The sequence below is a fragment of the Bartonella grahamii subsp. shimonis genome (assembly GCF_036327415.1).
In the GTDB taxonomy this organism is placed as follows: domain Bacteria; phylum Pseudomonadota; class Alphaproteobacteria; order Rhizobiales; family Rhizobiaceae; genus Bartonella; species Bartonella shimonis.
In genome coordinates this window covers 1,900,629-1,924,977 of the sequence record NZ_CP123961.1, presented here as the reverse complement: position 1 = coordinate 1,924,977, position 24,349 = coordinate 1,900,629, and the positions used below count along the sequence as shown (strand labels likewise).

The 24,349-nt window shown below is 37.2% G+C and carries 20 protein-coding genes; 4 read left to right on the top strand and 16 right to left on the bottom strand.

The annotated features are described in order from the left end of the window. Positions 1–248: 248 nt before the first annotated feature. The 15 genes from QHG57_RS08455 to QHG57_RS08385 all read right to left on the bottom strand — a co-directional run bounded on the left by QHG57_RS08455 (position 249) and on the right by QHG57_RS08385 (position 15,787). Positions 249–1,847 carry a BID domain-containing T4SS effector gene (locus QHG57_RS08455; RefSeq protein WP_330169092.1) on the bottom strand — a complete coding sequence of 533 codons (1,599 nt, stop codon included), beginning with the start codon at positions 1,845–1,847 and terminating at the stop codon, positions 249–251. 10 nt (positions 1,848–1,857) lie between these two features. Further along, positions 1,858–2,058 (bottom strand): hypothetical protein, encoded by a 201-nt coding sequence (locus tag QHG57_RS08450; protein WP_330167929.1) that lies wholly within the window; start codon positions 2,056–2,058, stop codon positions 1,858–1,860. Between the two features lie 1,013 nt (positions 2,059–3,071). Beyond that, positions 3,072–4,988: a Ti-type conjugative transfer system protein TraG gene (gene traG / locus QHG57_RS08445; RefSeq protein ID WP_330167928.1), complete on the bottom strand. Its 1,917-nt coding sequence runs from the start codon at positions 4,986–4,988 to the stop codon at positions 3,072–3,074. 155 nt (positions 4,989–5,143) lie between these two features. Next, positions 5,144–6,769, bottom strand: a complete 1,626-nt coding sequence (locus tag QHG57_RS08440; protein ID WP_330169091.1) for a BID domain-containing T4SS effector — start codon at positions 6,767–6,769, stop codon at positions 5,144–5,146. 10 nt (positions 6,770–6,779) lie between these two features. Continuing rightward, complete coding sequence (locus QHG57_RS08435; RefSeq protein WP_330167926.1) at positions 6,780–6,995, bottom strand: antitoxin VbhA family protein; 216 nt, start codon at positions 6,993–6,995, stop codon at positions 6,780–6,782. Between the two features lie 65 nt (positions 6,996–7,060). After that, positions 7,061–8,131, bottom strand: a complete 1,071-nt coding sequence (gene virB11, locus QHG57_RS08430) for a P-type DNA transfer ATPase VirB11 (protein ID WP_330167925.1) — start codon at positions 8,129–8,131, stop codon at positions 7,061–7,063. After that, positions 8,128–9,291 carry a type IV secretion system protein VirB10 gene (gene virB10, locus QHG57_RS08425; RefSeq protein ID WP_330167924.1) on the bottom strand — a complete coding sequence of 388 codons (1,164 nt, stop codon included), beginning with the start codon at positions 9,289–9,291 and terminating at the stop codon, positions 8,128–8,130. Before virB10 ends, virB11 begins: the two co-directional genes overlap by 4 nt. Beyond that, entirely contained in the window at positions 9,284–10,150 is an 867-nt protein-coding gene (gene virB9, locus QHG57_RS08420; RefSeq protein ID WP_330167923.1) for a P-type conjugative transfer protein VirB9, read from the bottom strand. Before virB9 ends, virB10 begins: the two co-directional genes overlap by 8 nt. After that, positions 10,147–10,851 (bottom strand): VirB8 family type IV secretion system protein, encoded by a 705-nt coding sequence (locus tag QHG57_RS08415; RefSeq protein WP_330167922.1) that lies wholly within the window; start codon positions 10,849–10,851, stop codon positions 10,147–10,149. The genes virB9 and QHG57_RS08415 overlap by 4 nt, the downstream gene beginning before the upstream one ends. Beyond that, the gene (locus QHG57_RS08410) at positions 10,805–11,119 is read right to left on the bottom strand and encodes a type IV secretion system protein VirB7 (protein WP_330167921.1); all 315 of its coding nucleotides are present in this window, start codon (positions 11,117–11,119) and stop codon (positions 10,805–10,807) included. The genes QHG57_RS08415 and QHG57_RS08410 overlap by 47 nt, the downstream gene beginning before the upstream one ends. Before the next feature lie 209 nt (positions 11,120–11,328). Continuing rightward, positions 11,329–12,306, bottom strand: coding sequence for a TrbL/VirB6 family protein (locus QHG57_RS08405; RefSeq protein WP_330168840.1), 978 nt, complete (start codon positions 12,304–12,306; stop codon positions 11,329–11,331). Beyond that, complete coding sequence (locus QHG57_RS08400; RefSeq protein WP_330169090.1) at positions 12,293–12,778, bottom strand: type IV secretion system protein VirB5; 486 nt, start codon at positions 12,776–12,778, stop codon at positions 12,293–12,295. Before QHG57_RS08400 ends, QHG57_RS08405 begins: the two co-directional genes overlap by 14 nt. Next, positions 12,775–15,129: a VirB4 family type IV secretion/conjugal transfer ATPase gene (locus QHG57_RS08395; protein ID WP_330168839.1), complete on the bottom strand. Its 2,355-nt coding sequence runs from the start codon at positions 15,127–15,129 to the stop codon at positions 12,775–12,777. Before QHG57_RS08395 ends, QHG57_RS08400 begins: the two co-directional genes overlap by 4 nt. A gap of 22 nt (positions 15,130–15,151) precedes the next feature. Then, complete coding sequence (locus tag QHG57_RS08390; RefSeq protein ID WP_330167919.1) at positions 15,152–15,460, bottom strand: VirB3 family type IV secretion system protein; 309 nt, start codon at positions 15,458–15,460, stop codon at positions 15,152–15,154. Beyond that, entirely contained in the window at positions 15,461–15,787 is a 327-nt protein-coding gene (locus tag QHG57_RS08385) for a TrbC/VirB2 family protein (RefSeq protein WP_330167918.1), read from the bottom strand. Positions 15,788–16,184: 397 nt separating this feature from the next. Here QHG57_RS08385 and QHG57_RS08380 point away from each other — a divergent pair, with 397 nt between their 5' ends. Together QHG57_RS08380 and QHG57_RS08375 are read left to right on the top strand one after the other, a co-directional pair. Next, entirely contained in the window at positions 16,185–16,910 is a 726-nt protein-coding gene (locus QHG57_RS08380; protein WP_330169089.1) for a hypothetical protein, read from the top strand. A 1,072-nt stretch (positions 16,911–17,982) separates the two neighbouring features. Further along, positions 17,983–18,204, top strand: coding sequence for an EexN family lipoprotein (locus QHG57_RS08375; RefSeq protein WP_330167916.1), 222 nt, complete (start codon positions 17,983–17,985; stop codon positions 18,202–18,204). Positions 18,205–19,650: 1,446 nt separating this feature from the next. Here the strand turns inward: QHG57_RS08375 and QHG57_RS08370 are convergent. Continuing rightward, on the bottom strand, positions 19,651–20,010 hold the full coding sequence (locus QHG57_RS08370) for a helix-turn-helix domain-containing protein (protein WP_330167915.1): 360 nt from the start codon (positions 20,008–20,010) through the stop codon (positions 19,651–19,653). Between the two features lie 1,235 nt (positions 20,011–21,245). Here QHG57_RS08370 and QHG57_RS08365 point away from each other — a divergent pair. Both QHG57_RS08365 and QHG57_RS08360 read left to right on the top strand, forming a co-directional pair. Continuing rightward, positions 21,246–22,091, top strand: coding sequence for a TIGR01459 family HAD-type hydrolase (locus QHG57_RS08365; protein ID WP_330167914.1), 846 nt, complete (start codon positions 21,246–21,248; stop codon positions 22,089–22,091). Continuing rightward, positions 22,091–23,092, top strand: a complete 1,002-nt coding sequence (locus QHG57_RS08360) for a bifunctional riboflavin kinase/FAD synthetase (protein ID WP_330167913.1) — start codon at positions 22,091–22,093, stop codon at positions 23,090–23,092. Before QHG57_RS08365 ends, QHG57_RS08360 begins: the two co-directional genes overlap by 1 nt. Positions 23,093–24,349 lie beyond the last annotated feature (1,257 nt).

Below are 24,349 nucleotides of genomic sequence, written 5' to 3'. Positions count from 1 at the left end.
ATAACTGTAAGACACAAGGCAGATATCAAAGGAAATGACCTCCAAAGATTTCGCGCTATTCATACTTATATATGGTGGACATTTATGGCTTTTATACAGTTTTTTTAAAATTTTATCAATAAGTTATAGTAAATTACAATATTCATTTTTAGGACTATTTTTTGTAACATTCCAAAACAATTGGTGGGTGCAATGGAGATGAAATAATTGGTGCTAAGAGTCAGTTGAAAGACAAAAATTTGCGCGTTTTAGCCGGTAAGAGCAAGCGATGAGGAACGACTAACTTTTAGGGTGCGCATCTGACACTGTACTTCTTTGGTCTGCTTTACTGTGTGTGCAATTTCTTTTGCTTTGCTTTCTGATACACCAAGTAGGCAGGCTAGTCTTGTATGATCTTTTTCTTGTATGGCTTTACGATCTTCTGAGGATAGACGATTATGTAGCTGGCGCGAAAAACTATGGAGTTCTTGTCGTAGTTCTGGAGAATGCAATAAAGCTTCTCTTTGTTGTTCTTCTGGTAAGGCAAAAAGGGTTTGTAAATTTTTTCCAGGTTTTTCGACAGTGTAGCTCAGGCGTTTTTGTTCTCTTTGATGGTGCTCTAAAATTTCATTTTTTGTTTGTTGTGTTATTGTGCTATAATTTTTAAGGGTTTGACTAAGTTGTGGAGCAGCCTGTTCTGCTTGCCTACGACTTGGACTTTTCAGCTCAAATATTTTTCTTCCTGCAAGTTTAGAAATTGAGTGAGGGTTGTGTAAAACTTCATCAGCAAACTGATTTCCTAAACTTGGATCTGCCGTTAAGATATCCATTTTTGTATTTAAGGCGTGGGCTTTACCATAAACGAGTTTTGATAAATTTTCGATTTCTTTTCGGCATGCTTCAACATAAGGAGCATTTGAAATTCTTGAGAACAACTCGTCATGGGTGAGAGGTGCTAATGTTTCTTGGGGGATTAGTGTTTCTTTGAAGCTTTGAACATTGTTTTTTTGAAAACAGAGGCGGGCTCCATTCTGTAATGTTTTAACCTGTTCTGGAGGGAGATCATCTTTGTGGCCGACAACGAAAGCCCTATCTACTTCCATGACAAAACCTTCTGCGGAAAAACCTCTAAAGGTGCCCTCATAGGCTATATCTTTTTTTGCTGCAACAACAATACGATTGTTAATTTCATCAAGTCCAGCATCTCTCATTTGGGTGATGAATTCTTTTAAAACAAGGGATTTTTGTGGATGTGTGATATCTTCAAAAAGATCTTTCATCGGTTGAGGATTACCATATTGCATCGCTTCAATACAAGCTGCTGTCATGCGTTTTTGTGTGATGAAAGAAAAATCAATCTGATGGCCAGCTGCTTGTCCAAGTTTTTCCATAAACATTCGATTTACGCGCCCATTCCCTTTTCTGAAAGGATGTGCGTGCTCGAGCGCTATAAAAACGTCAGCAGCATTTTCAGCAAATTCTTGGCGCGATAAACCTTTTAAATTGTTCTTTTCGCTCAGTGTTTTTTCGAGTTGTTTAAGCTCTTTTTTTATTTGTGGACCAATGGCAAAAGGAACTTCATAACCTTTAGGACGCATCGCCGGCATACGCGCTGTGGTGCCATCTTCAAATGTAAAGGATGTATCGCGGGTTTGCCCAGCCCATTCAAAAGTTTTGTGGAAGAGGCTCCAGTGGATTAATTTTAGATAAGTGAAATCAAAGTTTTGTGGAGGGGGCTCATAGCGAAAATTTACGGCTTCTCTGGCGGCATTATGAGCACAGCGTTCATACAATTTTTGGGGGGATTTTATGCCATATTTATTTTTTAGTGTTGAAGTTCCTTTATATAGATAATTTTGCTCTAACATATAATCTCTCCTAGGTAGGGTGGTGCTCGATAAGTGTCTTAAACGCTACATGTGAAAAATTCCCCTTCGCGTATTCTTTTGAGATTTTGCGTGTTATGAGAGGCAGCGCTTTTCCCTCAAGTGTATGGATGGTTGCATCAACCGTTTTGTGATACTTTTCAAAGGTTTTTGGTGTGAGAAATGCCAAATAATCTGTTGTGATTGTTTTCATGCATATTTTCTTTGTTTATTATCTTGTTGTCGGTAAGATACTAGTCCTTTAGGGCGCTGATATGAATCCCATGAGTGGTCAGAAAATGAATTTTCTATAAATTGACTCTGGGTAAAACCTTCATCCTTTGAGGTGTAAGGAAAGGCCGAAAAGAAAAATGTTACTTAAAATTTTTGGTGTTTTACCTTTAATAAAGTTGCTTGCAAGAGCGCTTTGATGAAGATCGTAGATATGTTGGGTGGGATTGCTCTGGGTTTGCGGATGGTGTTGGTACTTTTCATACACAGTACTCAGATTGGTAAATCTATAAGCAAAAGTAGTCATCAAGAATTTTTCTCCATTATGTTTTTCTTATTGATCAATATGAACATCTTGTTTGTGTACTTTTATAACAAAATGTTTTTTATTTTGTATTGTTGCTCTTATTATATTGTGCTGCTTTAAGATTCATAAGAGAGGAAACCCTTTCTTTGCTTGGGGAAAAAAGCCTTTTTTCAGCGCTTTATCTTTAAAATAGAACATTTGATGATATCGTAAAGGGGGGAAAGCTTGTATAAGAATGATTTATTCATTTTGATGTATATATGAAATATTTTTTTGGGAAAAAATCGATGTTCTTGAGTGTAGGTGTTTTGAGAGTTCTTGTCTCAAAGATCAATCTTTTGTTTTTCTTGAGTCTTGATATTGATGATTAGTGTTGTGAAATATTTTGGGTTGCTTGTAGGGATAAATTATACACAAAAAGTTTTGTAGGAATGTATTTGCAGATTTTCCCAAATGGAGATGTTGGTTTAGATATAGGTGATTTGAGGGGGGGGTTTTTATAAAGACGATGGGCGCTGGTAAAATGATACACAAAATATAAAAAGGAAAAAACACGGATTTTTTACCATGTTTTCCTTATGTGTGTGAAGAAGAGGGCAAAAACTTTTTGTTAATAGGCTTTTAAAAAACAGGGATGTATCTTGTTTTTGCTGTTGTTCTTTTCATAGTCAAGATCTCACAATAGGAGGTTAGTTTTTCTTTTGTGGGGCAAAGCGGTTTTTTGCAGCTGCGGCTAACATTTCTTTTCTTCTGAAATAGATGGCGCGACCACATCGCAAAGGGGGGTGTCCTTGCATAAGAATAATTTGTTCATCTTGACGCATTTCTTGAATAACCTCATGGGGTAAAATCAGGGCTCTTTGTTGGTAATTGACGTTGTATGAACTCTTTCCAAAAGATAAGCCTTTTGGTTTGCTTGTTCCAGTTACTTCAACGGTCATTTGGCCACAGCGTTCTGAAATGTCTTTGGCTGTTTGGAAGTCTTTAATGGCAGCATAGCTGACAAAAGAGCAGCTTTCAAACCATGAACGTGCTCCAGCTTCTCCAAAGTGATTGACCAACTGACCAGAGGATTGATAAAAAAGCATTAAGGATGTACCGTATTTACGTCCACGATCGCGCGCTTCTTCTAAAATATTCATATAGCCTAGGAGATCAACTTCATCTAAGACAAATAAAACACGCTTTTTATAGTTACCGTCTGCTGTAACCATGGCATTGAGAAAGGCGCCAATAATCACACGCCCTATCGCTGGATAACTGTTTAAAATGCTTGCGGGGAGATTGAGAAAAACATCTGTATTGCCATTTGCAATATCTGAGGAAAAAAAATCATCTCCGCAGACAAGATCTGCGTAATTGGACAAAGAAAGCCATTGAGTGTCTTTTGAGGCAGTTGTATAGACCCCTGAAAAAGTTTGCTCTGCCATTTCTGTAAAAATACCAACCATTTCACGAATAAAAGGAGAAGGTGTCGTTTCTTGAATCATGCGTAATTGATTAACAACAGCTGTTTCTGATTGAGAGAGAATTCCACGCAATGTTTTTAAATTGCGCTCGTCATCTTCATATTCATCAGAAAATATAACATGAGCAAGAAGAGCTGTTAAAAGATTATGGGCTTGTGTCGAGAAATATTCCGCTGAAGAATTGTCTGATTTTTTATCTGTAAGAAGCAACTTGGAAAAGCTTACAATATTTGCTTCGCGTTGTGTGCGTGGTACGCTGTCGTCTAAAAGCCAATCGATGACATTAAAATTTTTTGTTAAAAATGAATTGGGATCGAGAACAATGACATTTCTATTCCCCATCTTTTGACGCGCAAATTTGACCATTGGGGCAACTTCTGTTGAAGGATCAAGACAAATAATAGACCCTGGATAGGTTAAACACGTGGGCACTACTGTACTTGTGGTTTTATAGCCACCAGAACCAGCAAAAAAGATCATATGAGTTGAACCAAAATCAAGATTAAAGGTTAGCAAAGGAGCTGTCCCACCCTTTCCCCATGTTGTTTTATTGCCAGGTGCAAAGGGAATTTTACACACATTATCTTGATCAACACGGTATCTTTCACCTATAACAATTTGCCCATTGGCAGGAAAAATTTTCGCTGCCTCTCTTAAATTCATCCATGCGGATTCACCAAAAACACCTTTTTTTGCACGCTTGACCTTATTTTTAGGTGGATAGGTTGTTATGAGTTGAATGATGGAAAAAAAAACACCAATGATAATGCCAAAGACAACCATGGGATCCATGAATTGAAGTGCATAGCTCCACGTTATTCCTTGTTGGCCAACATAGGGACCTAAACGTTTTATTTCTCCGCTAATATAGTAAAGAACAGTGGCTCCAAAAAAGACAATGGAGACAAAAGTAATTCTTTTACGTAAGTGCAGTTTTTGCGATAGACTATAAAACAATGAAACAGCAGCTGTTAGTGTTAGGACTAGTAAAGGTTCTGAACGAAGAGTCCAATAAATTTGATTGCTCTTTAGTCCATTTGTTATAAACAACAAAAAATGAGGAACAAGGAATATCGTTAAAGCACCTAAAGCGATTGGTGTTAAAATGAGTACCATTTGTGTTTTGGTATATTTCATTGTATTTTACTTTCAATTCTATCAGAAGATGCTGCGAAAAGCTCTTTTTCAGGTGTATGATTATTAAATTCTCTCTTTTTTGAAAAAGCGCAGATAACGCTAAACAGTTCTCATTTATGAGCCCTTCTTATAAAGTAGGAAGCTTTTATCCATTTTTAGCAAGCCATAGCAAATGCTTTGGAACGATGCATTGTGCATACTTGTGCTTGCTGGTGTAGTTCTTTGGCTTGCTTAACGGTTTGTGTAATTTGTTTGGCTTTATTTTCTGATACACCAATGCTTTGAGCCAATGTTTCATACTCATTATTTTTGATAGCTTTATGTTCAGTTAGTGAGAGACGGGTATTGATGCTTTTTACAAAGTCGGTAAGCTCTTTTTGAAGTAAAGGATTTTTTGCTAAAACTTCTTGCTGTAATTCTTTTGGCAAGGTGAAGAGCTCTTGTAAGCTTTTATTTGGTATTTTTACTATTTTTGCACGGCGACTTTGTTCTGTTGCATGTTCTTGAGTAATTTCCTTCTCAGCATGTTTTACAGCATGGGTGAAATTTGCAACGGCAGCACAGAGCATCTCAAGATGATTTTGAGCGTTTGCACGTGCCTGATTTTGTAGTCCACATAAACTGAAACCTGCAAGATTAGAAACAGAGTACGGTGCTCTTTCAATCTGGTTGACGAGCTGTTGGCCTAAGCTTGGATTTTTGATGATTTCTACCATCTGTTTGTCTAATGTTTTTGCATTACCATAAACAATTTTTGCCAATTTCTGGACCTGTTGTCGGCTTATATGGACGCAAGAATCTTCTGCAACCATTACGGCTTTTTCATTTTTTGTCAAAGGAGCTAATCTTTCTTCTGGAATGAGAATGTTGTTGGCTTTAGGGGCTGTAAAGGTAAATTTGTTACCGGGTTTTAATGCTTTTCGTTGTTCTGGTGTAAGATCTGCTTTACTGGCGATGATGTAAGTCCCTTCTACATCGAGCGTAAAGCTGTCAAAATGAGAGCCTCTATAAATCCCTGTGTAGGTTTCAGCTTCTTTTGCAACCATAACAAGACGTTCATTCACATCGTATCCGCTCTTTTTCATGTTGTGCATGAATTCTTGTAAAAGATATATTTTTTCTGGATGAGAGATATCTTCAAAAAGATCTTTCATTAATTGTGTATTGCCATAGTGTGTTGCTTGGGTATAGGCCGTCATCATACGTTCTTGTGTTGCGAGTGAAAAATCAAGTTGATGTCCTGCATTTTGGGCGAGATTTTCAAAAAAGAATTGTATTGTGTGTTCATTTCCATCTATGAATGGGTGTAGCTGTTTGAGAGAGACAAAGAGTGGGACGGCTTCAGAAATGAAATCTTCGCGCGTTAAACCTCTCAAATTATCTTTTTCTGCAAGTTTTTTATTTAATGTTTTCAAACCTTTTTCAATCTCATTATCGTTTGCAAAAGCACCGTTCCATTCTGCTCTTTGCATTAATGGCATGAAAGCAACGCTTTCGTCTGAAAATGTGAAGGGGGTAGAGCGGGTTTTCCCAGCCCACTCAAATGTTTCCTTAAATAATAGGTAATGGATATAGCTTAAATAAAAGCAATCAAAATTCTCTGGAACAGATTCTCTTCGCAGCTTTTCTAATCCTTTTTCTATATCATGCGAACATTTTTCCCGAAAGAGTTCTAAATTTGTTTCTCCATATTTATTTTTGAGTATTTTGGTACCAGGATAGAGATAATTATGGGGAGAAACTGTCTGTATATTTTTTGTTTTTTCTTTTGCTTTTGGCATGGTGGCTTCCTTATAATTTTACGTTGTCCATCAGAGTGTTAAATTCCTCGAGTGAAATATTCCCCCTTGCATATTCTTCTAAAATTTTTAGCGTTTTTGAATGTAGCGATATTCCCTCTATTGTATGGGTACTGATGGCTGCTTCAACTGCTTCACGGCGTTGTTTTAATTCTTCCACTGTCATCGATAAAAGATTTTCTCTGTTTTCTGTTGCTTTGGTTTTCATGCATTTTTCTTTTTATTCGTGATCGTTTCTTTAAAAGAGCCTTTAGCAGCCGATGTAATCTTCTTTTAGTCTCCTCCAAAGATGTTTCGTTGTTTGAAGGGATCATAATAAATTTCTGTGACCTTAAATTTTCCTTCAACCCGTTTGCATTGGATGATGATATCAATCATTGAAATTAACAGTCCTCGAATATCATCACGCTCTAAATCACTTCCCCCGTCACTTTCTTTGACCAAAAGGGTCATTTGCTCAAAGGCAGCAAGGGCTGTTGAGGCATGAACCGTTGTAATGGAGCCTGGATGACCTGAATTGACATTGCGGATATAATAAAAGGCTGTACCATCTCGAAGTTCTTGCAAAAGAATACGATCAGGACGCATCCGTAAAGATGATTCAAGCAATTCTTTGGGTCCAACAGAAGCTAAACCTTGTCCATCTTTTGAATAGATCATTGAGACATGGTTAGGGTGCGGTATCACCAATTCTTGTGTGTCTTCAATGGTAATAATACGCTCTTCTTGAGGAATTTTGGCAATTAATGCTTTTGATAATGTTGTTTTACCCGAACCAGTTTTTCCTGCAATTAAAATATTTTTCTGGTATTTTACAGCTTGATTTAAAAAGGAGACAAAGTCTTTATTACAGTAGGCATTAGCTAAGTTATGCTCGATGATTTTGAGTTCGTTAAAACGAGTATGATAATCATTTAATGGTGTGAAAGATACCTGCTCACAGAGCGAAAACAGATCTTTATTTGCTAGCTCTTCGAGAGAAAAACTCTGCGATGATGGTTTACGGATTGTCATACTAATCGTGTCTTTTTCGACCGCCGGCGGAATGACAACTTGAATGCGTTCATTGCCTGGGAGAGTCGCCGATAATATTGGGTTCTTTTCTGATATATTTTGCTTGGAATAGGACGCGACAACTTTCGCAATCCCCATAAGCTCATTAAAAGAGAGAGCCGGTGCTTCTATTGTTTTCCATCCATCAATACCTTCCGTCATGACTTGATAGGGACGATTGATAACAATTTCAAAAAGACTTTCATCTTTCAAAAAAGCACTGATGGGTTCAAGTTTTGTGAGAACAATCGCGATGGTTTCATCGTTCATGGTATGTAAGTTTGAGTTCATTCTAAAGGTATCGCAGAATTTTTGTAAAAGTTTCTTGAAACAGCTCGATTGATAATCTGTTTTTTGTTTTCGATGACTTTCAATTTATAAACGCTGGAAAAATCTAAATCGCGAGCAACAAGGATATTCACTAGTTCTCCTTGGTTTTTGGATAATGTTGGAGGAATATTGGCGTAATTTTCGACGACAATATTTGCAATGTTTTGTCCTGAAGAGATTGTTTCGGTTTCTTCTTTTTCTTGTTTTTTTGCTAAACGTTTATTGGCATAGTTTGTCGCATCTTTTATCAGGGAGACAAGAAGCGCAGATCCAATCCTCTCGAGCCAATGATTATCAATATCTCCATCTATACCAGAACGTCCTAAACTGTCTGTTGCAGGTGAAGCTAAGGATATAATGATACCATCGGGGGTTTTTGCTCTATTCCACAGCACAAAGAGACGTGTTTGGCCTTTTTTCAATCCGGCGCGATATTCACCAACAATTTGGGTGCCTTTATCAAGAAGCACAACACGGCCATTGTCTGATAAGATATCTCTGGAGATGATACAACTGACAAAACCTTGTTGATCGCTGTTGATGGCTGTTTCTAAAATACAAGGGATAGAAGTTCCCATCGCAATGATGTAGTTTCGATTGCCAAGGATTGAAGCACGAATACCTTCAAGTACTGTGGGTTTGAGAAGATGATTAAAACGTTGTGTCATTTCATCAGGTTTACTTTCAAATTGGTGAGACAAAGCGCCATTATTTGTTTGTGAATCTATTTTGCTGCCTTGTTGTGTATTTGCATAAGCTAATACAGGAGCACGTTGTGCTGCTTCTAGCAGTGAGTTATCAGAATTTGATTGATTAATGTTTGGTGTTGGTAGCTCGACTTTTGGCAACAGAGCGTTATTTCGTTGAGGTTGTTCAAAGAGAGGAGGGGTAGGTTTTGCAGGGCGAAAAAGCTCTGTTTGTTTGATAACTTTTCCTTCTTTTGAAGATTCAATTGGTTGTTTCTTGTCTGTAACAAGTGTTGAATAGGCTAAATAAAGACAGACACTGAAAAGAATAATAAGAGCAATAGCTTTCCCTACATTGTTCTGTTGACTTTTTCCTTGAGCTTTTTTTATTGTATCGCGATCATTAATGCTTTTTTCATCCACGGTGTTATTCATGGTTGCTTCCTGTGTTCACTTTACGTTGTACAGATGGTGATGTCGTACCTGTTTCAGGGTTAATTCCTTCTGGTACGAACCTTTTATTAAAGATGCACAATACTTCATTCCCACGCCGTAGCGTGAATTGTGCAGCTGTTGCATGAACAATAACCTTGTTGCCTTTAATAGATTTGGGAATAAGCGCTTCTTGCCCATCAGGCGATACAATGTAAATAGCAGGGATTTCAATGTTGCCTAAAAAGGTAAAGGTTGTTGTTTTCCCATTATCATAGACAGAAGCAGGTTCAATGAGGGATGAGCCTTGGGCTTCATAAGCCCAATTGCGTGGTCCAAAATCTTCATGGATATTTAAAATATCATTGACAAAGTTTTCTTCACTTTGTTTTGCTTTTTCTGCTTCGATTAATTTCTTACGCAAGACTTCATCTTCTGGATAACGAAACTTTACCAAGAAATACGTCTCATTGCCGGCTGAAACATCGCCTTCACGGACTTGCAGCTCGAATTGATAAGATCGTTGTGTTCCATCTTGGCGGCTTGTGACAATTTGTAAATTGGTTACAGGTTGGACTTCACGCGGTTTGAGAAAAACAAAGTGACCAGCCGGTGCAACTTGCCAAGCAACGGAATTTCCAATTCCTACATAGGTCACGTTTTCATCATCGGCAAATTCCAGCTGAACTGAAGAGCGAATGGAGCCAATGATTTGTACGACATTGTAAGGGTCATAATTGACAAATCTGATGCGATTATCTTTACGTGCACTGACAGGCGCTGTTTCCGCAAATGAAAGGACTGTGTGAAAGCTGAGAGTGATCGTAAAAATTAAAGAGATTGTTTGTAAAAGTCTGATCATTTTATCACCTCTGGATCAGATCTATATTCCGATACTTGAAAACCAAGTGGGTTGATGAGACGGTCAGATGTTGAAATGTGTGCGTTTACGTAGGAAAAATTTAAGATTGAAATCCAATGGGAAATATTTTCTTTTTCATTAAAGTCTCTGACCGTTTTATAGTAACGAACTTGGATAAGATCTTTGCTTATAAAAGAGATTGATTTGATTGTGACTGTAGCAATCATGTTATGATAAATATTTTGCGGACTTTCTGGATTATTGCCCGCGTACCATTTTGCAAAACGGTTTTGTTCTTTTGGAGAAGATAAAAGAGAAACTAAGCGGAAATTATTTTCTGCTTCTGATGCTTGAAAACCTTCACGGGCACGAACATATTGGCTGGCAAAATAACGCGTTATCGCTTCATCATAGTCGTTAGGGGATTCTTTTAGGGCGCTTACAGTATCAATAATGCCTGTTGAGTTATCAACGCGGATAACAAAAGGCTCTACCGTTTTCAAAGGCGTCAAAGCTGCGACAGCTAAAGCCAGCGCAATCGTCATCAATCCAAAAAGCACTGTTAAAGCCATGGAAATTTTCATTCGCACGCGCATGCCATGCATGCGATCAATGTCAAATGAGCGCGCTTCTTTTATATATTCTTCAAGGGCATCACTTTTCACGTGTAACCTCCACAGTTTTATCAGATCGTGCTTCATGAATAACCGGTTTTAATAAAGCTGTATTGAGTGCCAAATTGGCTGGCGCTTTTTCATTTTCCAAAGTATTGAGAATGATGGGAATAGTAACAGGCTTTACAATCTTTTCTGGGCGGGCAATATTTTTATTATCCCAATTCCACTTATCTTTATTTAAAGCACGTGTATGTTTGCCATTACAGCGTGGTGGTTTTTTGGGGCCACTCAAAGAGGCACAACCAGTAAGAGCGATTGTTAGGACCATAACAAAAGTTATTTTTCGTTTCATTTTTTGAACTCACAAATATCTTGGAATACAATGCATGAGAGCCTTTATTCGGGACACTTTTACAAGTCTATGTGATGTAAGATTGTGATTTATTTTGTGGTAAGACCTAAGATGTTAGGTCTTACCTGGAACAGGATCATGGCGCGCGCGCCAAAGGGCGCACGCAAGGCAAAACAAAAATGCTTATTCTTTTAAAGAGGTGCTTTATCTTAAAACCGACCACGACCACCTCCAGCTCCTCCTGCTTTTGCTGCCGCGCCTTTAGCAGCGTTACCGGCAGCACCTGAGATTTGTAAAGCGGCGTTTTTTACTGTATTACCACTCGCTCTTGCTCCATTGGCAAGCATTGTGAAAACCTGTCCTCCTGAAGAGACACCAGCGTTAAAGTATGGTCCGCCAGAGGCCAGCGCTGTTGCAATACCGGGAAGTGCACGGAAGATAATAACCCCTATGATAGAAATGACGATGACAGGGGGAAAAAGAACATAGATTGATTCATATGAAGCTTTGAGAACCTGTAGGATAACTTCACATATAATTGTTCCAAGCATGATCACGAGAACCTGTAAAATGGTAAAATTGATCAAAGTTGTAATCCATGCATCGGTATATTTTCGCGTTGCATTAAACAAATATAAACTAATGAATAGAGGCCCAAGGCCTATAATCATTACGAGTGCAACTTGTGCAAACATTTGCACAATAAAACCACCTATACAAAAAAGAATAACGGCTAAAAGCATGATAGAACCAAGAAGCCCCACAACGATCTTTTCAAAAAACCAAGCATTGTATAAAACTTCTTGATAGCGAGCACTTGCCTTGACCAAAATATAGTCAAAAACATTGGAGCTTGCAGGATTGCTGTTAAGCGCATTTCCAATAGCGTTGGATAAGTCATTGAAGAAAATATCCTTGACATAAGTATTAAATGTATCCGCATTCGTTGCCATTGTTGTCACAACAACGATTTTAACAACGTTATTGAGAAGACTATGCATGGAAAGCGCAACGCGACCCGTCATAACATTATAGCCATAAAGAAAGATAAAAATAATTGCGGCGAGATTTAAGGGTGCCGAAATAGCAGAAGATAACCCACTCACCGTTGTGTCCACCACATTATCGAGGGGTTTTAAAATATACCCAGAAACGCTTGCAAATGGAGAAAAACTAAAGTCTGACATTTGTATCCGTACTTTCAAGTTTTTCTTTTAATGCTTTTTCTTTTTCTTTTAATTGTGTCGCAATATTTTTATGCTTTTGTTGTTCCTTTTCTTCACGCATTTCTTCTTTTGTCTTCGTATCTCTTGCTTGAATCATATCAAGAGCCTGAAGTTTTAAAACATTCGCGTGAAGATCGGCTTGAAGAAGAGAAAGTTTTACTTGAAGCTCTTGTCGAAGGGCTTGCAATTCTTCGGGTTTTGTATCTGGTTTTGATTTAATCTGTTCAAGTTGATTCTTTATTTCTTTAATTTTGTTTGCAGTATCAGCTGCAGTCTTATAAATGCTTTCAGCTGTTTCTGATTTTGCAGCATCTAATTTTTGTGTGTTCTCGAGTGCTTGCTTATAATATTCATCCGCATCGGGTGTCGTTTCTGATATTGCATGAGAAATAAAAGAAAAAGATAACAGTGTAACTAAGCCATATTTTTTCATTGATTTTTTCTCCTTTGATAAAATATGGGCAGCCATTTGTCAGGGGCAGCTCCATATTCGTTGATAATTTCATTCATGAGTTCAATGTTTTTTGTTGTACCGCTTAAAACGGCGATCTCATCATTCATTCCACGTAAGTTAAGTTCTGCAACGACGGAACTTTGTCCTTGTTTGACGAGAAAACGACGGGATTCTCTGCTTAATTCTGACTGTATCAGCTCAAATTCACGCTCAGTGAGTTTGAAAGCTTCAACATAATCATTGTAATTTGCTTTTTGATTTGGAAAAAATATTTGGGTGGGGCATTGCTCAATAATTGTATGCGCGATTGTTGAGTTCAAAGCATCTTTAGGGCTTTGTGTTGCAAAAAGCATCATGCCATTTTGTTTACGGATTGTTTTTAGCCGATCTTGCGCAAAAGCTTTGAATGAATCATCTTCCAAAGCTTTCCAGAATTCATCAACGACAATAATAATGCGCCGCCCATCAATCAAATCAAGAATGCGGTGAAAAAGATACATCATTAAGGGACGCCGAATTTCTTCATTGTCTAAGAAATCGGTCATGTCATATCCAATAAACTGCGCATTTAAATCGAGATCATCTTGATCATTATCAAAAACCCATCCTAAATCATTGCCTCTAATCCAGCGTTGCAGTCGTATGGCAATCCCTTCTTTTGATGTGTTGTCAAAAAACAGTTGAAGGGCACCAAGAGAGCGTTGTGTTGGGGGTAAGTTTTCTAAAGAATCGATGGCTTTGGCGATATCTTGTCGCTCTTCTTCTGTTACAATTTGCCCTTCAGCGGTCACCAGCTTTAAGATCCAATTACGAAGAAAGATTTTATTTTTTTCGGTGTATTCCATGCCCTTTAAGGGAGCAATACCTGTGGGTTTTCCATTTTTTAAAGGTTTATATTTCCCTCCTCCAGCTCGTACAAAAATCTCCGCTCCTTGATCTTTATCAAAAAAAACCATTGTTGGATTGTGTTTTTGTAATTGTGCAAGAAGAAAATTAATAATCACTGTTTTACCAGATCCCGATGGACCACAAACAAACGTGTTTCCAAGATCGCCATAATGAAAATTAAAATAGTAAGGTGAACCAGCTTGTGTTTTTAGTAATGCGACAGCAGCTCCCCAAACATTATCGTTCAGTTTGCCAACGGGGAAAGAATGGAAGGGTGATAAAGCGGCAAAGTTTCTGCTAGTAATGGCGCCTGAACGGGCACGATAGCTAAAGTTTCCAGGAAGCTGTGCCCACCATGCAGCCTCCAATCCTAAATCTTCTCTGGCAATTACGGCTCCCCCATTGGTTAAATGGACTCGTGCTTTTGATAAGTTCTCAGTCAATATCTTGGGGTGATCAGCAAAAACAGCTAAAGAAATGTGATGTTCACCCAAAACAAAACGGTTTGATTCTAAATCATCTAGCGCTTCATCCAGTGCATCAATTTGTGAGCTAGCACGGTCGGCTGCATTGATCATTTGATTTTGCTTGCGGCTCATAATCGCACTGGCAGCCGCCTTACTTTTAAAGACAAAGGATTGTGTTAAAATGAATTCAAATGGTACCGTAAGCAAACCATCAGTCATACCAGGGCGTGTTTTAGAAGGGTATTCTTTCCATCCAAATATGCCCACAAAACGTTCATTGCTTTCATGGCGAATTTCGATAATTTCTTTCCCAAAAATAACACGATCCGAGTAAATCGTTGAAGCAATAGTTCCAAATGTGAGAGGAACACGCTCACGTCTTCCCCCCACTAGCTGGTGGAGAAATTCACTTTGTTCAGAAAATAAAATTCCTTCATGTTCATAGATTGATAGCAGACGGACTCCATATTCTTCCAAACCTTGCATAAGATTTTGACTTAACTCTTCGAGTTTACGAATAGCTTCTTCATCGGGTTCAGATTGTGTTTTCTTCGCTTTGCCCAAGCGCTGAAAAAATGAAACTAGTTGTTCTGTTTTATCTACTGCCGGATTCCAAAGTAGTGAAATAAACAGATCATTTCTATACAGTTCTTGTGAAACCATTTTCTTTTTATATTTTTCATCTAATGTTGTTGCAAAAGATGAAAGAAAATGACCTTCTGGGTAAATCGTTTCACGGCGGCGGATGATGTGAGAATATAAAGCAACCCGTTCATCTGCGATATTTTTTAAAAGGGTATTTAATTGGTTGTGTAAAGAATTTAATTGATCAATATCCACAGTGTCAAAATTTACACCCTCAACAGCCATCACAACCATTAAACAGCGCGAGTTTAAAGCAACGACATGTTGGTTGATATAGCGTATATAGGGAATATATTCTTCAGGCAAAGTTTCCCGTTTCATTATTGACATCTGTTTCACCGGTTTGGCTCCTTCAGCTTAGTTCTTTATAAGTGCGGATAAGGCGCAAGGGGGAGGTAGAACCCCCTCCCCATCGGTTGAGATTTTTTTGTTTTCCACGGGTATTAAGCCAAGCAAATAATACGCGAAATTGGTTGTGATCATGCTTTGTCACTTCACGCAAAATAAAGTGCATCCCAATACCAAGACCCATCATGGTAAAACCACTCGTCAAAATAAAAAGAACGGATGTCGCCATGACATTGAGCGCCATCGCTTCCATTGTGACACCAGCAAACATAGCTGGGCGCGTACAGGCAAGGAAAAGAGTATCTTCGTTCATTTATGTTGTTCCCGCTAATTTAGTGACGAGAGTGGGAGCACCAAAAACAATAGCAATACCAAGAACACAGTAAGCTGCTTTGCGTAAGTCAATAAAGCCGTACATCCAGCCAATACCCACAGCAGCAACACATATAATTGCAATAAGCTTTGCCGTTGGACCTGTCATCATTGTGACAATGTTGCCTAAAACACCATCAAGATTCCCGAAACCACCCCCACTAGTAGCAGAAGCAGCATAAGAAGGATCTGATACAAGCAATACTGTAAAAAGCAGCATAGTCATGATAACGATAAAAATGATGTTCTGGGATCTATTATCTGTCATTTTACCTCTCTTTAACAAATAATATTTGTTCATATGTCGACATTCTATTGCCTCTAAAAACTGAAGAACGTTGTCGTTTGATGACAGTTAAACTCTTCTCGTTTGCTTGTTTTAAAAGCATTGATAGTGGATCTATTCACTCTCAAACTCTTTTTCTTAAAGAGACAGAAGTCTTTTCAAATTCCGATTGTGTTATATGAAAATGGCAATTTTAAGTTGTATGCATTGGTAAAAACAACAATATTAAAACAATGTAAGAAGGAATATTATTCTTTACAAAATGTAGTTAATATGCAACACAGATATTTAGATTTTTTCTTTAAAAACAAAGGGATTGCTGATAAATAATGTGAAAGGATAGAGAAACAATGAATTTTTTGAGCGAGCGTATTAAGAAATGCTATTTAAATTGATTGTTATTATCTACATTATGGGTTCCATAGTGTGGGGATTAAGCCAGTATAAAGATAAAATAGATTTCAGCATTCTTAAAACATTTGAGATGCAAGATATCCAAGATATTTTCAATTTTTATCGAGAAGAAGAAAAGTTGGTTAAATCTATCACCAAACAGCAATTAGAAAAAAATGAATCAGCTCTCGATTTGCAGAAAAGTGTTTCATTAAACAATGTTGCAAATAATGCTGTTGTTTTTCATGGTAAGGCCTCTGTTACAAGTGGGGTTACATTTAAATTACTGACGCCTGCTGCACAATCTTGGCGCTCACATATCACTCGTGATATTCATCTTTATGGTGTAGATACATGTGCTCCACGCCAAAAAGCACGATTAAAAGATCAAGAATGGCCCTGTGGCGCGGTTACAACGGCTTGGCTTGTCACCAAAACACTTGGGCAGGATTTATCCTGTAAACAGGCTTTGATGCACAATGGTGTTTATTATGCGCAATGTTTTGTTCAAGGGGTTGATTTAGCTGAGGCAGGTCTTATAGAAGGTATGTTGGTACTCTCAAGAGAGGGGAAAAATCCTATTCCAGTCCAGTACCATCATGCGGAAGAAAAAGCACGCAACAACAAGATTGGTCTTTGGTCAAGTGATTTCAGCGAACCTTTAAAATGGCGGCGAGATAATGGGTCTTACAACCCCTTTGCAAATCCGTGATTGGCTTTAATGAACATATTTACTTAAATTTTTTATAGAGAAAACTTTATCAATAAAATTGTACCAGACCATGGGGCAAATTTGAATAAACCGTGAAATTATTTTCGTTTTTGAAATAAATGGATGATACTTTCCTTTTCAAGAGGGGCTCTCGAAATCGCTTCTCTGTCTTTACTTATGTGTTTTATAAAAGCAGGAAAATTTCATTGTTGGTGGCAAAGCGTTTTTGAATATTTGTGTTTGAAGGAGAAAGTGAGACGATAAAAAAAGCTCAAGAAACGGATTTCTAGAGTGGAGTTGATAAAAGTGAAAAATGAACAAACCCCAAAATGGGATAACGTTTGATATAACTGATAGAATATTTTACAATGCCTTAAAAGAATTCATAGCGAAAGTTTTTTCATCAGAATTTTGTCTTCAGGATTGGATCACGGTTTTTTACTTCTTTAAAAGTGATCAATCTATTGCATTTCTTGCAAAGTTTTCATAATTATCTGCTGCTAAATTCAGACTTCCAAATAATGAATTTCAAATAGACTCTACACGAAGAAATCTTCGTAAAAATGATTTGCATTGTTGATTATTTTCTATATATCACAAAACGTTTTTATTTAAGCATTCGATGGGGGAAAAAAATAATCAACATACACATAGATAAAAAGGGCTCATACTTTTTTGTAATGGCTTTGTGGTCCGTTGATAGTGATACTAAGCATTATAATGCCTCATAGGCTTTCTATAAGGCTAGCGGCGATTTCTATCGCAGTGTCGCTATTTGAAATCAATTGGATAAAAACATTAGTACATCTTCTGATTTTGTCATTTTTACTCAGCCTGGGCTCTTTCCTTCTCATTGTATCTTATGACAAACTCATACGATGGCTGTTGTGAGCTCTTTTTGCGTTATTTTACTTAGAGTGCCCACTTTGAAAGCAAGCAAGCGATAATAAGGCTATATTGTTATAGGGTATGAAAATTTAAAACCCATTTGGGGAATGATGTTAATAGATAAGGTATTTAAAGAAGGGTAAAATGAAAAAATATTTTATTATACATAGCTCTATTATTCGTCGTGGGGTGTGAAAAAATCTATAGTGTGGAAGATTTTAAGAAAGATGCAAAATTAAGGGAAGAATGGGGAAAGAAGTGTTTTCTTTCAGGACAAGCTGTTAAGGAATCTAAAAATTGTCAAAATGTCTTACAAGCAGATACTGAAATGTTTTTCTCGCCAAAGCTATTCTACAGATCGTGGTCACGCGTTTTAACAGTCATGCATCTCAACAGTAAAGTATGATATAAAAATGCTAAAATAAAGAAGTTATGGTTCAACGAATAGTTGCTTCTTTAATTTTTATAGCGGAGATTTTTGTCATTTTTCATCTTTCAGATGAGCTTCCAAAATCATATTTGCAATCCTATTGTTTGTTTCATCTTTGTTAGATTGAGGATTATTTTCACGAGAAAACTGGATAGCATTGCTTATAGAAACATTTCTCAAGGTATCCAAGCCTATTTTGTGACGCTGTTCGTGAATGGTATAATCATAAATCTATTGAGCACCACCATCTTTACGCTTATGAAGAAGCAAGCAGGCACTATCACACACTTTGTCAGCTCGTGGGTGTTGCTACAGCCCTCTCCCAGTGTTGAGGCAGCCCTTGGACTTGAGACGGTTCATTAGAAGCATTTTTAATCTTTTCTTAATAGTTTTTTATTCACAAGGGCCCTTTCTGCTTGTAACGTGCAAGCGAATGGTTTTGATTGATACAACATGAGAGAGATCTGAAATGAAAGAATCTTACGATATTCTTGATTCTCATTTAACATGAAAAATAATGAACACTCTTTATAAATCAATATCTTGTCTTGTGATGGAGTTGGTGTAGCATTAAGATTTTAGAGGAAAAAACATGCCTTTAGAATTTATAACAGTTACCAAGTCTTTATAGCAGGTATATTAAATACCCATCGTTTTAAATAAATGGAGTGTCTACAGCGAAGAAGGGGCTGACTTTTTTTAAAATCCGCATGAATGCTTATTCTGTTGTTCTGTAAAAACATCATCGCTTGGGGGGGATATAAGACATAAAAACTGTATGTATGGGGTGTGTTGATGAGAGAGTGTGGTGAATTATTCAGGGGAGGGGTTGCTTGTAACGTGCAAGCAAGTGGTTTTGATTGATTCAACATGAGAGAGATCTGAAAGGAAAGAATCTCACGATATTCTGGATTCTCATTTAACATGAAAAATAATGAACACTCTTTATAAATCAATATCTTGTCTTGTGATGGAGTTGGTGTAGCATTAAGATTTTAGAGGAAAAAACATGCCTTTAGAATTTATAACAGTTACCAAGTCTTTATAGCAGGTATATTAAATACCCATCGTTTTAAATAAATGGAGTGTCTACAGCGAAGAAGGGGCTGACTTTTTTTAAAATCCGCATGAATGCTTATTCTGTTGTTCTGTAAAAACATCATCGCTTGGGGGGGATATAAGACATAAAAACTGTATGTATGGGGTGTGTTGATGAGAGAGTGTGGTGAATTATTCAGGGGAGAGGTTGCTTGTCTAATTTTGTGAAAGGAACCATATGAAATGAGACGCCGATAAGGAGCTGTTTTTGAGAAGTGGGATTGTTTATCAACCAGTTTGAGGAGGAATTTGCATCCTTTGATGTGTGGAAAGGAAGCAAAGAACAGAGCGGGCGGTACCCTATGCCAATGTTTTTAAAACGTTTTAATTTTGATCAGCAATTAATTTTAAAATTGCTTTTTGTTTGACAGATGTAAGAATTCTAAAACTTTTTAAAAGCAAATATTCCTCTTTGCTCGAGGCGATTTCATCATGATGATACGGGGTGTGTTTTTTTGTGATGATATCAGCGTAAAAAAAGGCAATAGGGACATCCAATATATCGGAAATTTCCTTTAAACGTCCTGCGCTCACACGGTTTAAGCCTTTTTCATACTTTTGGATTTGTTGGAAAGTGACACCTAAATGATGCCCTAATGTTTTTTGAGACATTTTGAGCATTTTTCGCCTAAAGCGAATTTTTTTGCCTACAAAAAGATCAATATTAAGATTTGGAGTTTGCATTTTCCCCTCCGGTTGCGAGCGCCCTCGCATTGGTATTCCGGGAGCTTGAAAACACTGAACCCTAGTCAGCATTTTGCTTTTAGTGCTGAGAGCACCTGGACATAGCAAAATCTCCCGGAATTCCGGGATACCCACATAGTGGGTTTATTTTTACGCTAGGGTTTCGGGTTTTCAAGGCCCTATTGGTCGTTGCGTATACGACCAAAACATTTTCTAATTAGTAAAGTAATTTTAGAAGATTGGCAATAAAAATAGTTTTTCTTAAGACGGATAGATTTTTTTAATAGGAGGTTGTTTGCCTTTTAACTTTTTAGACTCGCTTACTAAACTCATGTTTTTAGATTTGCTTTTTACAAAGGTAAACCTTGGTTTTTAAGCTCAAGGCATCGCCTATGGTGCTGTTCTTAACCAAATAGCCAAAGTGTTTTTTTTGATGCGTCTGAGATATCATGATGATAGGAGAAAGCTTTTATGAGTAAAGATCCCTCATGCAAAATAAAATAAAAACAGAATAGATTTGGTTGTTGTATATCCACATGTTTGTTTTAAGAAGATATTTCTCAATGTTAGCGCCCATTTCACGAATGGCGTTTCGTAAAGTGTATAACTTAAAAGCCTCTATGAATGGGATAAAAACTATATTTCTATCTTTACTGAAAAAAAAGATGTACGACGGCACATACTCTTTGTCAGTTCAAAATATTACGACAGTTTTTACTTTTAAAAGGGAGCATAAGAGCTATTTTTCTCTCTTTACGTGCTTTTATCTATACGCTCATCCTGCTTATAATGTGCAAGAGAATAGTTTTGATTGATTCAATATAAACAGATTTGAAATGAGAAAAGATGTTTTGGTTTCTCATTATGTGTGAATAATAAATGATTATTTTAAATCAATAATTTTATACTTAAGGAAGCGTTTTTTAAAGAGTTTTTTGTTCGTTGCTAAGAATGTGCGTGTTTTAGATAAAAAACTGTATCAACGCAGTTGTTGTTAGAATTAAAGTTTTTATGAGAAAGATGAACATTGTGGAATGATAAGCTTCTAATATAAAGCGTTTTAGAATTTTGCACAACTTAACGATAACTTATTTATTTTATCATTTCTTAAGATTGCTATAAGCGATGCAAAGTTGGGATATGGTTTGAGAAAGCAGATGACACAAGTATTATCTTTCGGTAAGTAGTTTTGAAGTAAAAGACAGCTTTAAATGATAAATAAAGATAGGTGCACCATGAATGAACTTACCCATATTGAGACTATTATAGCGCATTATGATGCTGTTTTTTGTGATGTGTGGGGTGTTGTGCATAACGGTATACATGCATTTGAACCAGCGTTGAAAGCATTGTATAAAATTCGACAAATGGGAAAAAGTGTTATTTTATTGACCAATTCTCCTCGGCTACGGGAAGATGTTGCCGCTCAATTACAAAGCATGAATGTTCATTGTGACTATTATGATGCCATTATCACTTCAGGGGATGTAACGCGCGATCTCATTCGGACTGCTCCGCGTAAAGTTTTTTTTATCGGTTCACAACGTGATTTGGTGCTGTTTGAAGGGTTAGAGTGTGAATTTGTTGAAGAATGGGAGGCTTCTGTTGTCGTCTGTAGCGGTTTTCTTGAAGATTTTGACGAAGAACCCTCTGCTTATGAGGAGATGTTTCATCGCATGCGGGCGCGGAATTTACCTTTTATTTGTGCTAATCCTGATGTGATTGTCCATTATGGAAATAAAGAATTTTTGTGTGCTGGTGCATTGGCGCGTCTTTATCAACAATTAGGGGGGGAGGTACGCATTGCTGGAAAACCTCACGCGCCTATTTATGAGTGTGCCTTTGAAAAACTTCAAAAAATTCGTGGAATTGTGGAAAAAAGTCAAGTTTTAGCTATTGGTGATGGTCTTTTGACAGATATTAAGGGGGCGACACATTTTGGTCTCGATGCCCTTTATATTATGGGCGGGATTCATCATTATGATTATACGCAAAATGGTGTGGTGGATAAGCAAGCTTTGCATTCTTTTCTTGAACGTCATGGTTATAAACCACAAGCAATTATGTGGGCACTTCAGTAATGGCTAATTTTTTGCGTCTTCAGGGAACTCATATGTTTCCATCGGCTTGGCGGGGAGCCGTGTTGGCACTTGGAAATTTTGATGGTGTTCATTGCGGACATCAGGTAGTGTTGCAAAAAGCGCTTGATTTCGCACGGATAAAAAAGAAACCAGCAGTTGTTTTAACCTTTGAACCACATCCAAGAAGTTTTTTTCAACGTTCAGCTCCTGTCTATCGTTTGACAGAGGCAGCTGAAAAAGCTGAAATTTTTAAAGTCCTTGGCTTTAATGGCGTGATTGAACAGCCCTTTGATGAACACTTTGCCACTCTTTCAGCGGATGAATTTATCAAATCGATTTTAAAACAGGCTTTTGATGTTTCAGTTGTGGTGATAGGGGAAAATTTTCAATTTGGTCATCAGAAAAGTGGAAATTCACATTTTCTTTGCCAAAGGGGAAAGAAATATGGATTTGAGGTTGCACAAGTTCCTTGCGTTTCTCGTCTTCAAGATTCACATCAGTTGATTATTTCCTCTAGTTTTATTCGGCAGCTTCTCTCACAAGGGAAAGTAGAAAAAGCAGCCCATTCGTTAGGCTATCACTATCGGGTATGCTCCAATATTATTCAAGGCGATAAACTTGGACGTCTTTTGGGATTTCCTACTGCTAATCAAATGTTGCCTCCCCAAGTTCGTTTGGCTCATGGTGTTTATGCGGTACGGTTGCGTCGTGCGAATGGTGTTTTGTATGATGGGGTTGCAAGCTTTGGTTGTCGTCCAACGGTTGTTAAAGATGGTGCGCCACTTTTGGAAACCTATTTGTTTGACTTTAACGACGACCTTTATGGGGAAAGCTGTACTGTTTCTTTTTTACAGTTTTTGCGAGGACAAGAAAAATTTGATGGGCTTGAACCTTTGATTGCGCAAATGCACCGTGATGAAAAAAAAGCAAAAGAAATTTTAAAGACAGCACAACCATTATCAAAGTTGGATAGGCTGCTTACTTTTAAAAATATGCTCTAAGTTTATCTGAAAAAGAGAGAAGAGCCGTAAAAATAGCACTTAAAGTGATGATCATCACAAAGATATATTCCAAAACATCATGGAATATATGTTTTTTCCGTTGTTGAGAGGGAGAATCGAGTATCTGAGTATCTGATTTTAGCATTATCTTTTTCAAGGTTCATTTTATGGCTTTTGTTGTTATTCAAAAGTTTACTGCTTGTTTCTTTCTGATCCGTTAAAACCCATCATAAAAGATGCAGTAAAGAATAAGTACCCAGCCTATTTGGCAATAATAGACGTGAAGAGGGAGAAAGGCTGTTTTTAAAATTTCTTGCGATTTTAAGCTTATAGTTTGATAAAATTGAATCGATGACTTTTTTATTTTAAAAATTTATGGTTTCTTTTTTCTAATTTGTTTTATTATGCCGTATCGTCTTTTATGATGGGATTGGATTTATCTAAAACCTTATGCATGTGATATTTGGTATCATATGATGAATATTTTAAAAGAGTTTCTTGAAGATAGCGATGGTCAGCAGCTGTTTTGTGCTAACCAATCACGTAAACGAGAATGAAGCCGATGGAAAATGCTTTAAATCTCGTTTTTCTCATATGTGGTGACAGGGAATTTACATTAAGAAGACCGTGAGTGGTGCCAGATAAAAAGGAATGATTGCGAGAGAGCAGTCATACACTTGTTTTAGAATTTCTTTTGCTTTTGATGATCAAGGTACAATTTTGTTGTTGTATCACGTAAATCTTTCAGATTCTCAAACAAAGAACTATCCATATATCTCCTTTGTTTTTCACAAGTATAACACCTATAGTGCAAAGGGAAGGCAGTCTTGTAAAGATATGAAAACTCAAAGCCAATTATGTCTTGTTGTTTTTTGATAGAAGTGTTGGATAAAAGTTGGAACATCTTTCCAATCCATTTTCGGTCTATTCCTAACTTTATGGCATTGTTTTTTCATAAAACTTTTGCTTTGGCGATTCTCAACGCAGCAGTATGTTTGAGATAAAGATTAAGATGCTTTAATGCTCTCTCTGCTGTTACAGCTTTTGTATGCCAGATGGGGAGAACCCTATTGCTTACATTCATTTGGATGATCTCTGAAATCAATCTATAGCCTTATTGGGAAAAAATATGAAGTTATAAAGGGGGAAATCAGTCCAGATGACTGTCTTTTTTAAATTCGGGTTTGCCACTTTCAAAAGTGTCCAGAGCAATATCTCTTAAATCATGAAAATAACAATTTCAGGCTTTTGTTGTTC